Raw genomic sequence first — 14,403 nt, forward strand, 5'->3', positions numbered from 1 at the left:
GACCCTCTGCGAGTGAGCTGACTCGCAACCTGACCCAAACTGAGCCCTTCAGTTTGGGTCTTTTTATGGCAGGAAGTCTGGGTGTCCCAGGATGATGACACCAGCGAGATCAGGCCCCCCGCCAGCGCTTGAACAGCACGCTGGCATTCACACCACCAAAGCCAAACCCATTGGAGATGGCGTGCTCGATCCCCATGTCACGAGCCGTGCCCCGCACTATGTCCACGCCGTCGGCGAACGGGTCGGGTTGTAGCAGGTTGCGGGTGGCAGGCACTCTCTGATCGCGAATGGCCAGGGCGGTGAAGATGGCCTCTATGCCCCCGGCGGCCCCCAGCAGGTGGCCGGTGGCAGACTTGGTGGAGGTCACCGCAATCTGGTTGTCATCCCCAAATACGCGTTTGATGGCGGCCAGCTCCCCCCTGTCACCCACCGTAGTCGAGGTGGCATGGGCATTGAGGTGCTGGACATCCGCCGCTTGAATGCCGGCCTGAGCCAGGGCCGCCATCATGGCGCGGCGTGCGCCGTCGCCATCTTCGGGACCGGCGGTGAGGTGATAGGCGTCGGCACTGGTGCCATAGCCCACCAGCTCCACTATGGGGGTGGCGCCCCGGGCCAGGGCGTGTTCCAGGGATTCAATCACCAGGATCCCGGCCCCTTCGCCCATGACAAACCCATCGCGGTCGACATCGAAGGGGCGGGAGGCCGCTTCGGGGTCATCGGCATAGGCTGAGGACAGCGCGCGAGCAGCGGCAAACCCGCCCAGACTGACGCGGTCAATGGTGGCTTCGGCCCCGCCACAGATGGCGATGTCGGCCTCACCGCAGCGAATGAGCCGGGCGGCGTCGCCAATGGCCTGCACCCCTGCGGCGCAGGCCGTGACCGGTGCCCCGAGCGGCCCCTTGAAGCCGAAGTTGATGGAGACATGGCCCGCCGCCATGTTGACCAGGAAGGAGGGGATGGTGAAGGGGGACAAGCGGCGCGGTCCCCGCTCATCCGTGGTGCGCACCGCATCGACGATGGCGGGGAAGCCGCCGATGCCCGAGGCGATGATGGTGGCGGTGCGCTCCTGCTCCGCCGCCGTCCTGGGGGCCCAGTTGGCTTGCAGCAGGGCCTCCTTGGCCGCGGCAATGGCAAAGAGGATGAAGCGATCCATCTTCTTCTGCTCCTTGATCGGCACCACTGCATCAGGATCAAACCCGGCCAGGGGATCTTCTGCCAGGGAGGGCACCATGGCGCCCACCTTGGCGGCCAGCCCTTCGGTGAAGGCCTCCGGCAGGCGGCGCAAGCCGGACTGGCCCGCCAGCAGCCGCTGCCACACTGTTTCCACCCCATATCCAAGCGGGGTCACAGCTCCCATTCCTGTCACCACGATGCGAGTTGAGCTCATGATTCTGATTCCTGTTTCGAAGGGTTATCGCCGCTCATCACGCCATTGGTATGGCGCAGACGCTGCTTCATGCCGTCACTGGCGGCCGGTCCCGGCACCAGGGTGTGGCGCGAGGGTGAAATCTCCTGACCCGTGCGCCTGTCCACCAGCATGGGCTCGACCAGCTCGCCCGTCTGGGCATCCCTCAGCTGGATGCTGGCTCCCTCGGGCGCAAGGTGGTTATTGCCCCAGGTGAGCAGCGCGATCAGCACGGCGCTGAGATCCTGGCCGCGGGGGGTGAGCGCATATTGATAGCGAGGGGGGCGTTCGGAGTAGAGCCGCTTCTCCATCAGCCCCCCCTCGACCAGGGCGGTCAAGCGCCGGGTCAGTATGTTGGGGGAAATACCAAGGCTCTTTTGAAATTCATCGAAGCGCGACAGGCCATGCATGGCATCGCGGATAATCAGCAGACTCCACCACTCGCCGACATGATCCAGGCTGCGGGCGATGGGGCACTGCTGTTCACTCAGACTCTTCTTGCGCATATGGGTTATCAGGTTACTTGCATAATGGAAGTCACCATACGGCCCTTACTTCCATTATGCAAGTGACTAGTGCCGTCCGGTGGTGGGCGATGGTAATAGGCACCTTGGGAGAGGGGAAATCTGGGACACCCACCTTGCAGGGCATGTCATCGCCAGGGGGCTGCCGAGAGAGGCTGTGGGCGCCATGGGGCCTGGCTCCCGGCAATGGGGCGGCACTTGTGGTATCAAGTCAGTGTTACTCCCCCCAACCAGAGCACATCGGAGAAGAATCATATGCTGGCGCTGATCACCACGGCTCACCACACCAGTTACCCCAATCCCATCGGCTTTAGCGCCGGGGAGCGGGTGCGTATCGGCCACGAGGATGACGAGTTTCCGGGTTGGGTGCGCACCTTCACGACGGACGGCAACGAGGGGTGGGCGCCGCTGTCGCTGCTGACGCTCCTCGGGGAAGGGGAGGCGCTGGCGCGCCAGGATTACACCGCCCGCGAACTGGATGTGGTGGTGGGTGAAAGGGTCAGGGTGGAGAGAGAGCTGGCCGGCTGGCTCTGGGTGCACAACGAAACAGGGGGCTCGGGCTGGATACCGGCAAGCTGCATCGCCTCACCGTCATGAGGCAGGGCCGCTCTGCGTTGCCTAAGGCGGCAGGGGGGCCGTCAACATCGTGGGATGAGGGAAAGGAGAGGGTCAGGGAACCCAGAAACCCGGCCGTCAGCTGGGGCGCGGCGGCCGGGTGAATTGTAAAGAGTAGGGTGACGGGGAAGGGGATCAGCCTAGTCTAATCAACTCTATGGGCGCATAACGCTCTTGGGTGTTTGCCAGCAGCACGCACTTCTCATGCTCCGCCTCATAGGGGGTCAGGTTGTCGGTGTGAGCCTCCTTCAGGGTATCGACCGCGCCGGTGGCGGCAATCATGACGCGCTGGCCCAGGGTCAGCACATTGCGGTTTCTATCGTAGATCTTCATGGCATTCTCCTTTTCGGGTGTGGGTCCCGGCCCGTGCTGGGACAACGGGCCCAGACTACGCCTCCGAAAAAACGAGATGCCTGTCACAGATCAAAAAAAGGGGAAAGAGGGACTCAGGGAGCCGGGCGCGCTGGCAAGGGGCCCCGCCGAGGCCGCCATTGCCTGTCGCAGGGCACGCGGGTCGCCTCTGCTTTTCATCGCCACAGGCTCGAACCGGAAAAGGGATGGGTTATAGTGGTGCCGCTCGTTTAACTGCCTTCAACCAACCGGGATCCCAATATGAATCGTGAAATCGCCGCCCAGTTCATCAAGATGCTGACCAACCTGGACCAGTGTCTGGCCAAGGCCGAGGCCCATGCCGCGGCGAAGAAGTTCAATGTGGAGAACTTCTTCAATGAGCGCCTCATCGTCGACATGCTGCCGCTGAGCAAACAGGTGCTGATCTGCTGTGACAGCGCCCGTGCCCTGGTGGCCACCGCCAGCCTGAGCGAGCCGCCGGTGCTGGGGGATGATCCCAAGACAATGGCGGATCTGCGCGCTCATGCAGCCAAGACCATCGCCTATCTGCAGAGCAAGCTGGACGCCGACTTCAGCCGGTATGCGAGCGGCCATTACTACCCCTACTGGGCGGGTGGCAAGGGGATGGACGGCCACAGCTGCGTCCACGAGTACGGCATTCCGAACTTCTACTTCCACCTGACCATGACCTATGCCCTGCTGCGCCAGGCCGGGGTCGATCTCGGCAAGAAGGACTACCTGGGTGGCCTGAACCTGCAATAAGAACCCATCCCATCAGGCTATTTAACTCGCCATTTTGAACCCAGGCAGTGCTCGAAATCCTCACGTACTCCAGTACGCTCCGGTTTCTGCGCGCTGGCTGTGTCCAAACTGCCTTCGACAATGACGCCTATTGGGATAGGTTGTAAGCCGCTGCCCTGCCGGAATGAAAAGAGCCTGCCATCCGGCAGGCTCTCTGCTTTTTGGGCCCCGGCATCCCCGGGATGGCCCCGGCTTATTCGCTCGGGATCTCGGGCTCCACCAGGGCGGCGAGCTGGGTCAGGGACTCCTGCCAGCCGAGATAGCACATCTCGACCGGGATGAGCGCGGGTATGCCGGCCTGCTCTATGGCCAGTTCGGTGCCGCACAGCACCGGGGTGAGGGTGATGGTGACCCGCATTTCACCGGGCAGCTTGGGGTCGTCGAAACTGTCTGTGTAGCGGATGCGCTTGCCCGGTTCCAGCTCGAGATATTCACCGCCGAAGGCATGGCTGTGGCCGCTGCCGAAATGGAAGAACGCCATCCTGAAGGTGCCGCCGACCCGGGCCTCCAGATGCTCCACCCGGCAGGTGAAGCCATGGGGCGGCAGCCACTTGGCCAGGGCGTCCGCCTCGATAAAGGCTCTGTATACCCGCATCGGCGGGGCCTTGAGTACGCGGTGCAGTGTCACAGTTCCAGTTGTCATGAGGGGTACCTCCTCGGTTGCTCCGCAGCAAGAATAGTCGTCCACGGCGGAGTTGGCCGCTGCCGGGCTTTCCCTCAGCCGCCGAGGGCTATGGTGGCCAGCACTATGGCGACGCCCGCGGCGGCGAAGAGCACGCCTATCAGCAGGGGGCGGGGGGAACCGGCATAGAGGGCGAGTCCGTAACCAATCCCCATCAGCATCAGCAGGGCGATGGCGTGGGAGAGACGCAGGGCCGGCACGGGATCCTGCATGAAGATGAAGGGCAGCAACACGGGGAAGGTGGAGAGGAACACCATGAGGAAGACCCCCAGGCTGTTGAGCAGATCATTCCAGCGCCAGACGCCCCCCTGACCCAGCTCGGGGCGTTGTTGCAGGCGCACCTGCCACTCCCTGAGTTCAGGGTCGCGGCAGATCGCCGCCAGCGGGCCGGGCAGGGCGTCTCGCAGCGCCGCTATCCCCCTCTCGTCACCGGGTGTCAGCAGGCGCAACTGCTGCAACAACCGCAGGGCCCGGCTTCGTTCGGTCAGGGTGGTGATGAGGTAGACGATGGCATCTATCATGCCCCAGGCGATATTGCAGCCGATGCCGGCGATCAGCAGATCCCTGATCTCGGCGCGCCCCGCCTCGAGCGCGTTGAAGCACCCTGTGAAGGTGAGCACCATCAGCAGGCCGAACAGGATCTCCGAGTAGCGGGAGATGGGGTCTATGGGGGAAAAACGGGGTGGGTTCATGGGGCTGTCTCTGGATGGACGTTGAGACATGAGCATGGAAGCGGCCCACGGCAAGATCAAGGAGACCCGGTGCGCCAGTCAGGTGCCGTCAAGCCTGGCGCAGCGGATGGCCCCTGCTGCTGTCATTATCCCTGTCCTGCGTCGTACTTCTTCGCTAACGCAGTGATTTTTCAGCGGATTGGCGAGGAGTTGATCAAGGTAGAGGTTATTGCCGCCGTTCGCTCATATAATCGCCGCCATGCAAGCGACTCGGAAGGATTCGATGACAAAGCCGATGGTGGCCCTGCTGGGGTTGTTTTACGCCTGCCTGGTGTGGGCCAACCCCGTTCCCTTCGTGGCCAGTCCGTCACCAGTGCAGGGGAAGATGGAGCCGCTGCTCTCCTGGTTCACCGGCGAGTTCTCCAGTCAGGAGCAGGCCGGTTACGACCCGCGTTTCACCAGCGCCGAGCTGCGACTGGTGGAGATCTGGCCCGGGGAAGGCCCCTTTCGCTGGGTCTATGCCGAGCAGTTCCTGACCGAGCGGGCGGTGCGCCCGTTCCGTCAGCGCATCTACCGTTTCTCCCCGCTGCCCGATGGTCGCATCCTGATGGCCGAGCTGACCATGCCGAGGGCCACCGACTTCGCCGGCGCCTGGCGCCAGCCCGAACTGCTCGACTCCCTCACTCCGCAACAACTCTCCCTGCGCCAGGGCTGCGAGATCTGGCTGACCCGCCAGGCCAGCGGAGAGTACGCGGGCCACAGCAAGGTCGGCAGCTGTGCCACCGATTTTGGCGGCGCCACTACCCTGGTGCAGTACCTCTGGATAGGCCCCAACAGCGTCAGGCTGCTGGACAGGGCCTATGACAACGGCGCCCGCCAGCGCTGGGGCAGCCCGGGGGAGGGGTATCTCTACCTGCGCAAGGTGAAACAACGGGGGGAGTGAGCCGGACGGCGCCGTGTCACGCCGGCATGTCCAGCGCCTGGCGATGCTCGCTGAGGTAGTCGATCAGCAGTCGCAGCCGCAGCGGCATGGGCTCTCTCGCCGGATAAAGCATGTTGACCGGGCGCGGGGCGGGCAGGGCATCCGGCAGTATTTCCAGCAGGGCGCCGCTGGCCAGCTCCTGGCTCAGCAGGGCCCGCGGTTGCAGCACTATGCCCGCATGATTCAACGCCGCCACCTTGAGGGCGCTGCCCTGGTTGCTGATGAAGGGGCTGTCCCACAGGTGCAACTGCTCGAGGGGAAACTCAGTGGCCAGGCTCGACTGGGTCAGCCAGGGGGTGAAGCCCAGGCAGTGGTGACGGGTGAGATCCGCGAGTTCCTGCGGGGTGCCGTGCCGTTGCAGGTAGCGCGGGGAGGCGCAGAACACCGAAGCCGAGTGGGCCAGCGGGCGGGCTATGTAGGCGGCATCTTTGGGGGTGCCGACCCGGAAGATGAGGTCGAAGCCATCACCAATCACGTCGACCAGCCGATCACAGAGATCCAGCTCGATGCGGATCTGCGGATACTGCGCCATGAAGCGGCACAGCAAGGGGGTCAGCCGATAGCTGCCGAAGGTGATGGGGGCATTGATGCGGATCTTGCCCGCCGCCTGGCCGGTGTGGGCCTGGGTATTCTGCTCCAGCGCCCTGTAGTGTTGCAGCAGGCTCTGGCAACCGCCGAGGTACTCCCTGCCCGCCTCGGTCAGGCTCTGGCAGCGGGTGTTGCGGTTGAGCAGGCGGGAGCCGACCCTGGCCTCCAGCCATTTGATGTACTTGCCGATCATGGCCGGTGTCATCTCGAAGCGGTCCGCCACGGCACTGAAGCTGCCCGCGCGGGCGACCTCGACGAAGATCTCGATGGCGGTCAGACGGTCCACTCTAAACTCCTGGTTTATAAAGCCGAGCGCCACTATGTCTGGCTGGCGAAGCGGCTGTCAATATACTGGGCGGCATCCAACCGACCGGGAAATGCCCTGCGATGAGTCTCGATTATTACGCCCTCTACCTGCTGCTCGCCCTGGGGACTGTGCTCAGTCCCGGTCCGGCGGTGATCTACACCATAGGCAACACCCTGACCCGGGGAAGCCGCCACGCCATCGCCGGCTTTGTGGGGGTGGCGGTGGGGATATTGATGGTAGCGACCCTGGCCTCGCTGGCGGTGATCTGGTTTACCCACTGGCTGGCCGGGGGCCAGCAGATCCTCACCCTGGGGGGCGCCCTCTATCTGCTCTATCTGGGGGTGAACTCCTGGCGTCAGCGCGCGGTGAGCCCTGTGATGGGCAAAAGCTCGGATAGGGATTGCTGGCGCAGCTTCGTCAAGGGGGCGCTCATCAGCCTGCTCAACCCCAAGGCGATCATCTTCTTCACCAGCCTGTTTCCCCAGTTCATCGACTTTCGCCAGGGGGCGCTGGGCCAGTGCCTGCTGCTGGCGCTGACCTTCAGCGCCGTGGTGCTGGTGGTGCACGGCGGCTACTGCCTGGTGTTTCGCTGGGTGGGCTTGCAGGGCTATGGCGAGCGCTTCGCCAGGGGCATCAACCGGCTGTCGGCCGTGATGTTCACCGGCTTCGCGATCCTGCTGCTGATAAGGGCATTGGGCTGAGAGAGGGCCGGGCGGGGCACCCCGCCTGGCGAAGAAGAGCGGGATGGCGCCGGATAGCGCCATCCCGCTACTGCATCAGAGTTTGAACAGCGGCCGCAGGCGTATGCCAATGATGCTGCCCGCCAGGGCCATCAGCATCCAGACCCAGCCGTGCAGGCTGCCGGACGCCGTGCCGTCGAAGAAGCCGCCCAGGTTGCAGGCGCTGTACATGGCCCCCATCCCCATCAGCAGACCGCCTATGATGGCCGCCAGACTGTTGCCTATGCGGATCGGGGTGTGGTTGCCGCCGCCGCTCAGGCAACGGGCCAGCGCGGCCCCCAGGATCCCCAGCCAGAACATGCCGACCATGGGGTTGATGAAGAGCGGCTGGGCCAGCTTGGGGTTGCCCTCGAACAGACCGAACACAGAGGCGCCGCGCAGCGCCATGTCATAGACGGCCCCCGTGATGGTCCAGGCCGAACCGTGCAGGGCCACCACGGCGGAGTTGAGCAGGGCGATGAAGATGCCGCCGGTCAGCACGGTGAAGCGGCCGTCGCGCCAGAACAGGTTGCCGCCGCCGAAGATGGGCTTCACCTCACCGGTGCGCTTCAATTCACTCTTGCGAAACAGCAGAAAGAGCACGGCGACCAGCGCCAGGTTGAGCAGCATGCCGCTCCAGATATTGCCGGTCAAATCCTTGGCAAGCACCACCTGGCTGGAGAAGCTGGCCTCCAGCTCGGGACGAAACTGGTTGCTGATGAGGGTGCCGATGCCGTAGCAGATCAGCACCAGCCAGAAGCGGGGTTGCCCCTCGCCACAGCAGTAGAGGGTGCCGGTGGCACAGACCCCCGCCAGCTGCATGCCGATGCCGAACAGGAAGGCGCCGACGATGAAGGGGACACCTATGGCCATGACGTTGCCCACCATGGCATCGCCAAAGAGGGCATGAGTGAAGGAGAGGAAGGCGGTGAACAGCAGGATCTCGATGGCGATGGTGAGCAGGTGCACCCGCACGTAGTAGCTGTTGCGCCTGGTCAGCATCTCGCGCCAGCCGAATACTATGCCGAAGCGGCTGAAGGAGAGGGTGAAGCCGAAACCGAAGCCGATCAGTGCCATCAGGGCCCACTTCATGCCGAAGGTGGTGCCGAGCCAGAGCAAGGCTACCCCCGCGAGTGCCACTATGGGGAGCGACCATTGTCGAGTCATGCCGATACATCCGTAACGTTATTGTGGTGAAGGCGTGCATCCTAATCCCACAATGAGTCCGATGCCAGCTTGCTTGGGGTAATCTCGCTGTCAGGGCCAGGCCAAGGCCTCAGACATAGGCACTCGCCTCGACGGCCAGCTCGGCCAGGATGGAGAGACTGGGCCGGTGATACCGAACAGCAGGCCGTTGCACTCGGCCGAGCAGCCGCTCTACTGCGGGCATGGTTTGCATGACTCAGACATAGGCACTCGCCTCGCCGGCCTGCTCCACCAGGATGGATAGACTGAGCTGGTGATACCAAACAGCAGGTCGGTGACCAGATTGAGCGGCCGTTTCACCCGACTTAGCTGGGTCCACTCGGCGACGGGTGTGGCCTGCATGGTTCAGATATAGGCGCTCGCCTCGACGGCCAGCTCGGCCAGGATGGAGAGACTGACGGCGCCAAACAGCAGACCCGTGACCAGGTTCAGGGGCCGCTGCACCCGGCTTAGCAGGTGCTGGGCCCGGGCGGTGGAGAGGCTCCAGGCCAGCAGCCCGAACCAGGCCAGCGACAGCAGAAACAGCTCCAGGATCAGCAGGCCGCGGGTCAGGCCATCCACCTGGGGCGTCACCATGGCCGCCAGCAATCCCATGAAGAACAACAGCGCCTTGGGGTTGAGCAGGTTGGTGGCGATCCCGGCTCTCAGCCCCCGGTTCCAGCCCTGCAGCTCCCCGCCTGCCCGCAGTGCCTGAGTGGCAGAACTGCGGCGCGCCGCCTTGATGGCCCCCCAGCCGAGCCAGCCCAGATAGAGGGCGCCCACCACCTTCACCGCCAGGAACAGCCAGGGCTGGCTCGCGATCAGCAGGCTGATGCCGGTGAGACTGAGGGTGGCATGGAGCAGGATGGCGATGGCGATGCCAAGCGCGGCCCCGAGCGCCGTGGGCCTGTGCAGGCTGGTGCGCAGGATCAGCGCGAAATCCGGGCCCGGGCTCGCCAGGGCGATCAGATGGATGAGACCTATGGTCAGAAACAGGCTGGTGAACATGGCATACCTCGCTACAAAGATGAGGCAGCAGCATGGGGGATGGAGGCAGGGGCTGGCTTGTAAAAGATTGCAGTGGGGTCGGTCAGCTGGGGAGCATCTGCTGACGGTAGTCCGCCGGGGTCAGCCCGAAAGCCTGGCGGAAGCCATGGTGGAAGTGGCTCTGATCGAAGAAACCGACCGCCAGCGCCACCTCGCTCACCGGCAGGCCGCGGGCGAGCAGGAGCTTGCCGCGTTCGAGACGCAGCCGCTTGAGCCAGGCGTAGGGGGTCATACCGGTCTTCTTCTTGAACTGGCGCAGGAAGGCGAAGCGATCCAGCCCGAACAGGGCGGCGAGATCCTCCAGGCTGTGGTGCCCGTCCAGCTGTCCCAGCAGGTAGTCGCGCAGGAATCTGATCTGGGGATCCGCCAGGGCATGGCGCTCCGGTGCCAGGTGCAGCAGTTCGCCGAGCAGGGCCAAGAGCTGGCTCTCCGCCAGCAGGGCGTCGGGCTCCGGCTGATCCAGATACATGTGCAGCCGGGCGAAGCCCTGATAGAGATCGGGGCGGCTCTGCAACCCCTTGTCGAAGAAGGGCTCTGGCTTGTCTGGCAGCCAGCGGGCCAGCTGCTCGGGGGCTATGGCGAACACCCGCACCTCGTACCCTTCCGGCAGCAGGCTGAGGCCGTCGTGCATCTCGTCCGGGTTGACGGTGGAGAGCTGGCCGCGCACCAGGTTGTGGCTGCTGCCCTTGTGAATGAACTTCTGGCCGCCCTGCTGCACCAAACCTATGTGGTAGTCCAGGTGCACGTGGCGGCCATAGCTGAACTCCCTGTGATGGGAGTGGGAGAGTTCAACCCCAGGCAGCAGCCGGGATTGCCAGTAGTGGATGCGGGAAGGAGAGGCGCTCATGGCCTATTGATAACCCGAAATCCGGCATCTGGCTTGTAGATTATTGCAGGGACCGCGCGCCCGCCTTCTCAACCGGCTTGCTGACGCCGCTTGCCGCTGCGCAGCCCGTCCAGGCTGAACAACACCAGGGCACTCCAGATGCAGCCGAAGGTGATCATCTTGTCCAGCGCCAGCGCTTCCCCGTAGAGGGTGACCGCCAGGATGAACATCAGGCTAGGGCCTATGTACTGGAAGAAGCCCAGGGTGGAGAGCTTGAGCCGGGTGGCGGCGGCGGTGAAGCAGAGCAGGGGCGCCGTGGTGACGACCCCGGCGGCGATCAGCAGCAGGTTCAGGTGCCAGTCGTTTTGCGTGAGGTGGCTGGTGGGGCTGTCGGCGAATCCCCACAGGTAGATGGCCGCCGGTGGCAGCATGATCATGGTCTCGATCAGCAGGCCGGTGAGGGCATCCAGGGCCAGCTTCTTGCGGATCAGGCCATAGATGGCGAAGCTCGAGGCCAGCACCAGGGCTATCCAGGGCAGGGAGCCGAAGGCGATGAGCTGGACGGCGACTCCTATCACCGCCAGTCCCACCGCCCACCACTGCAGGCGACGCAGCTTCTCGCTCAGAAACACCATGCCGAGCAGCACGTTGAACAGGGGGTTGATGTAGTAGCCGAGGCTGGCATCCAGCATGTGGCCGTTGTTGATGGCCCAGATGAACAGCAGCCAGTTGCCGCCGACTGTGATGGAGGTGAAGGCCAGGGTGAGCAGCACCTTGGGTTGACGCAGCACGACCTGCACCTTGTGCCACTGGCGGCCGATCAGGGTCAGAACCATCAGCAGGGCGCAGGACCAGATCATGCGGTGGGTCAGGATCTCGGCGGCCGGGACGGCAGAAATTGTCTTGAAGTAGATGGGCGCCAGGCCCCAAAGGGTATAGGCACACAGGGCATAGATGATGCCCTGGCGCTGGATCTGTTGCTGCATGCGGATAACCTTCACTGGAGAGTCGGATGTTGGAAAACATCGCAAAAAATCAGTGTAGCGATCCTTTTGGGGGGAAAGAAGTTAATAAATGCCGTTTGGCGAGATTTTTACAGCATGGAATCGACTCAGCGCCGGCCACCGCGGCGGATCTTCTCTACATCCATGAGCAGCCACAGCATGAGTGCGATGGCGGAGATCCAGGGACCCCAGGTCACATAGGCCTCACCCTCGCCCAGCATGAAGAAGAGCAGCGGCAGGCCCACTACCAGAAACAGTACACTTCCCAGAAAAAACAGCATTTTTATCTTTATATTTAAGGGCTTGTCTATTTGATGATTATATCGATTGAGGCCGTTGAGGAAAGGGTAAAAATGAAAAAGGGGGATTTCTCCCCCAATTCGATCGGTGAGCGGCATTTCTGATCTTATTCGAGCTGGATCCAGGTGCTTTTCAGCTCTGTGTACTTCTCCAGGGCGTGCAATGACTTGTCGCGGCCGTTGCCGGACTGCTTGAAGCCGCCGAACGGCATCGTCATGTCGCCCCCATCCCAGTTGTTGACGAAGACGGTGCCGGCGCGCAGGGCGCGGGAGCCCTTGACCGCCTTGTTGAGATCCGCCGTCCAGATCGCCGCCGCCAGGCCATAGTCGGTGTCGTTGCCAAGGGCGATAGCTTCTTCCAAGGTATCGAAGCCGGTCACCGCCAGCACAGGGCCGAAGATCTCCTCGCGGAAGATGCGCATTTGCGGCGTCACCTCGTCAAAAATCGTGGGCTCGATATAGAAGCCGCCGCTCTCTGTGTGGGTGCGCTTGCCCCCCAGCAGCAGTCTGGCGCCCTCCTGCTGGCCGATGGCGATGTAGTTCAGTACCTGCTCCATCTGGATGCCGTCCACCATGGCGCCGATGCGGGTGGCGGGATCCAGCGGGTTGGCGGCGATCCACTCGCGGGCATGGGCCAGCAGTCGCTCCATGAATTGCGGCTTGATGCTGTTTTGCACCAGCAGGCGGGAGGCGGCGGTGCATACCTCGCCCTGGTTGTAGAAGATGGCGCCCACGGCACTCCTGGCGGCGGCGTCCAGATCCGGCGCGTCCGCCAGCACTATGTTGGGACTCTTGCCGCCGCACTCCATAAAGGCGCGTTTCAGATTTGATTTCCCGGAGCACTGCACCAGATGCTTGCCGATCCTGGTGGAGCCGGTGAAGGTGATGCAGTCCACGTCCATGTGCATGGCCAGCGCCTCACCCACTGTGTGGCCAAAGCCCGGCAGCACGTTGAACACGCCGTCCGGGATGCCCGCCTCTTTCGCGATGCCGGCGATGCGCAGGGCGGTGAGGGGGGATTTTTCGGACGGCTTGAGGATGACGGAGTTGCCAGTGGCCAGCGCCGGGCCCAGCTTCCAGCAGGCCATCACCAGGGGGAAGTTCCAAGGCACTATGGCGGCCACCACCCCGAGCGCCTCGCGGGTCACCAGGGCCAGGGCGGACTCTTCCACCGGGGCGACCTGATCGTAGATCTTGTCGATGGCCTCGGCGTTCCAGGCGATGCAGTTGGCGGCGGCGGGGGCGTCATAGCCCATGGCATCGCCGATGGGCTTGCCCATGTCCAGGGACTCCAGCAGGGCCAGCTCCACCTGGTTAAGGCGCATCAGTTCGGCGAAGCGCTGCATGATCAGCTTGCGCTGTTTCGGGGAGAGCCCGCTCCAGCGCTTGTCATCGAAGGCGGCGCGGGCGGCCTGCACCGCTAGCTCGGCGTCGGCGGCGTCGCAGGAGGCCACCTTGGTCAGCAGCTGGCCGTTGGCCGGGTTGATGCAATCGAAGGTGGCGCCGTTGATGGCATCCCGGTAGCTGCCGTCGATAAAGGCTTGCGAGGGCAGGGTCAGATGGGCGGCCTTGTGTTGCCACTGGGCCAGGGTCAGGTCACTCATGTTCACTCCTTGAACCGGCAAAGATAGTCTCCGCGTATCAATATGCTAAACATCCTGCCGCTTGTAAATCCATCTTGTAACAATTCATTAAACACTTGCTGCCCAATGCCCGAGTCCAGACCCCGATCTGCGGCGGACTTTACCCAGGCTGCGGGGCCGTTTCGTGGAGGGGCGAGCTGCCCTAGTCACCCATAGGGATCAGAAGCTGGCTGGCGTGTTGGCCGAGATAAGCACGCACTCCTGCTCCCCCACGTTGCGGAAACGGTGCGGGGTGCGGCTGTCGAAGTAGTAGCCATCACCGGGCGCCAGCAGGTGTACCTGCTCGCCGACGGTGACCTCCACCTGACCCTGGATGACGATGCCGCACTCTTCCCCCTCGTGGCTCAGCATGTCGTCGCCGGTATCGGCGCCCGGGGGCAGTACCTCCTGCATCATGCCGATGGCACGGTTGGCACGGCTGTGGCCCACCAGTCGATAGCTGATGGGGTGGGTGCCGAGATCCGGCATGTCGTCCGCGCGGAAGATCACCTCGGAATCCATCTCCGTCTCATCGGTGAAGAAGCTGGCGAGCGACATGGGGATGCCTTCCAGCACCTTGCGCAGCGACGCGACCGAGGGGCTCACCTGATTTTTCTCGATCTGGGAGATAAAACCGTTGGTCACACCGGAGCGCTTGGCCAGCTCGCGCTGGGAGAGGGCCGCCTTGGTGCGAACCGCCTTGAGGCGGTGACCGATATCCATCGATAGACACTCCTTGACTGTTTACTATTATTAAAATTGTGTTAAATATCTT

General features: G+C 63.5%; 17 protein-coding genes. 4 read left to right on the forward strand and 13 right to left on the reverse strand.

The annotated features are described in order from the left end of the window. Positions 1-109: 109 nt before the first annotated feature. Positions 110-1,387 carry a beta-ketoacyl-ACP synthase II gene (gene fabF / locus Aeroheme_RS00720; RefSeq protein WP_168236182.1) on the reverse strand — a complete coding sequence of 426 codons (1,278 nt, stop codon included), beginning with the start codon at positions 1,385-1,387 and terminating at the stop codon, positions 110-112. Continuing rightward, positions 1,384-1,911 carry a winged helix-turn-helix transcriptional regulator gene (locus tag Aeroheme_RS00725; RefSeq protein ID WP_171277064.1) on the reverse strand — a complete coding sequence of 176 codons (528 nt, stop codon included), beginning with the start codon at positions 1,909-1,911 and terminating at the stop codon, positions 1,384-1,386. The genes fabF and Aeroheme_RS00725 overlap by 4 nt, the downstream gene beginning before the upstream one ends. A 273-nt stretch (positions 1,912-2,184) precedes the next feature. On the opposite strand from Aeroheme_RS00725, the gene Aeroheme_RS00730 reads away from it, so the two are divergent. Next, positions 2,185-2,526, forward strand: coding sequence for a ligand-binding protein SH3 (locus tag Aeroheme_RS00730; protein ID WP_262113175.1), 342 nt, complete (start codon positions 2,185-2,187; stop codon positions 2,524-2,526). A 153-nt stretch (positions 2,527-2,679) separates the two neighbouring features. Here the strand turns inward: Aeroheme_RS00730 and ydfZ are convergent, their stop codons facing one another. Then, positions 2,680-2,877: a putative selenium delivery protein YdfZ gene (gene ydfZ / locus Aeroheme_RS00735; RefSeq protein ID WP_106885287.1), complete on the reverse strand. Its 198-nt coding sequence runs from the start codon at positions 2,875-2,877 to the stop codon at positions 2,680-2,682. 279 nt (positions 2,878-3,156) lie between these two features. Here ydfZ and Aeroheme_RS00740 point away from each other — a divergent pair, with 279 nt between their 5' ends. Beyond that, positions 3,157-3,657: a DUF1993 domain-containing protein gene (locus tag Aeroheme_RS00740; protein WP_411166527.1), complete on the forward strand. Its 501-nt coding sequence runs from the start codon at positions 3,157-3,159 to the stop codon at positions 3,655-3,657. Positions 3,658-3,889: 232 nt separating this feature from the next. Here the strand turns inward: Aeroheme_RS00740 and Aeroheme_RS00745 are convergent, their stop codons facing one another. Together Aeroheme_RS00745 and Aeroheme_RS00750 are read right to left on the reverse strand one after the other, a co-directional pair. Beyond that, positions 3,890-4,339, reverse strand: a complete 450-nt coding sequence (locus tag Aeroheme_RS00745; protein ID WP_168236184.1) for an SRPBCC family protein — start codon at positions 4,337-4,339, stop codon at positions 3,890-3,892. Positions 4,340-4,413: 74 nt separating this feature from the next. Next, entirely contained in the window at positions 4,414-5,070 is a 657-nt protein-coding gene (locus Aeroheme_RS00750; protein WP_411166528.1) for a hypothetical protein, read from the reverse strand. A 262-nt stretch (positions 5,071-5,332) separates the two neighbouring features. Here Aeroheme_RS00750 and Aeroheme_RS00755 point away from each other — a divergent pair, with 262 nt between their 5' ends. Beyond that, the gene (locus Aeroheme_RS00755; RefSeq protein WP_174218675.1) at positions 5,333-5,992 is read left to right on the forward strand and encodes a chromophore lyase CpcT/CpeT; all 660 of its coding nucleotides are present in this window, start codon (positions 5,333-5,335) and stop codon (positions 5,990-5,992) included. A 16-nt stretch (positions 5,993-6,008) separates the two neighbouring features. Here Aeroheme_RS00755 and Aeroheme_RS00760 read toward each other — a convergent pair whose 3' ends face one another. Further along, entirely contained in the window at positions 6,009-6,905 is an 897-nt protein-coding gene (locus Aeroheme_RS00760; RefSeq protein ID WP_411166529.1) for a LysR substrate-binding domain-containing protein, read from the reverse strand. Between the two features lie 101 nt (positions 6,906-7,006). Here Aeroheme_RS00760 and Aeroheme_RS00765 point away from each other — a divergent pair, with 101 nt between their 5' ends. Next, on the forward strand, positions 7,007-7,627 hold the full coding sequence (locus tag Aeroheme_RS00765) for a LysE family translocator (protein ID WP_106885282.1): 621 nt from the start codon (positions 7,007-7,009) through the stop codon (positions 7,625-7,627). Between the two features lie 75 nt (positions 7,628-7,702). On the opposite strand, the gene Aeroheme_RS00770 is transcribed toward Aeroheme_RS00765, so the two are convergent. The 7 genes from Aeroheme_RS00770 to Aeroheme_RS00800 all read right to left on the reverse strand — a co-directional run bounded on the left by Aeroheme_RS00770 (position 7,703) and on the right by Aeroheme_RS00800 (position 14,351). Then, entirely contained in the window at positions 7,703-8,812 is a 1,110-nt protein-coding gene (locus Aeroheme_RS00770) for a YeeE/YedE thiosulfate transporter family protein (RefSeq protein ID WP_411166530.1), read from the reverse strand. A gap of 384 nt (positions 8,813-9,196) precedes the next feature. Continuing rightward, complete coding sequence (locus Aeroheme_RS00775) at positions 9,197-9,838, reverse strand: LysE family translocator (RefSeq protein ID WP_106885281.1); 642 nt, start codon at positions 9,836-9,838, stop codon at positions 9,197-9,199. Positions 9,839-9,920: 82 nt separating this feature from the next. Next, entirely contained in the window at positions 9,921-10,724 is an 804-nt protein-coding gene (locus Aeroheme_RS00780) for a helix-turn-helix domain-containing protein (protein ID WP_404839802.1), read from the reverse strand. 68 nt (positions 10,725-10,792) lie between these two features. Beyond that, positions 10,793-11,689 (reverse strand): EamA family transporter RarD, encoded by an 897-nt coding sequence (gene rarD, locus Aeroheme_RS00785; protein WP_111911672.1) that lies wholly within the window; start codon positions 11,687-11,689, stop codon positions 10,793-10,795. A gap of 125 nt (positions 11,690-11,814) precedes the next feature. Beyond that, a complete protein-coding gene (locus Aeroheme_RS00790; protein WP_049828095.1) occupies positions 11,815-12,105 on the reverse strand; it encodes a hypothetical protein in 291 nt (96 codons plus the stop codon). Positions 12,106-12,113: 8 nt separating this feature from the next. Next, positions 12,114-13,610 (reverse strand): aldehyde dehydrogenase, encoded by a 1,497-nt coding sequence (locus tag Aeroheme_RS00795; RefSeq protein ID WP_411166531.1) that lies wholly within the window; start codon positions 13,608-13,610, stop codon positions 12,114-12,116. Positions 13,611-13,808: 198 nt separating this feature from the next. Next, the gene (locus Aeroheme_RS00800; RefSeq protein WP_025325324.1) at positions 13,809-14,351 is read right to left on the reverse strand and encodes a cupin domain-containing protein; all 543 of its coding nucleotides are present in this window, start codon (positions 14,349-14,351) and stop codon (positions 13,809-13,811) included. Positions 14,352-14,403 lie beyond the last annotated feature (52 nt).

The sequence above is a fragment of the Aeromonas sp. DSM 116730 genome (genome assembly GCF_046581335.1).
GTDB lineage: Bacteria > Pseudomonadota > Gammaproteobacteria > Enterobacterales > Aeromonadaceae > Aeromonas > Aeromonas rivipollensis.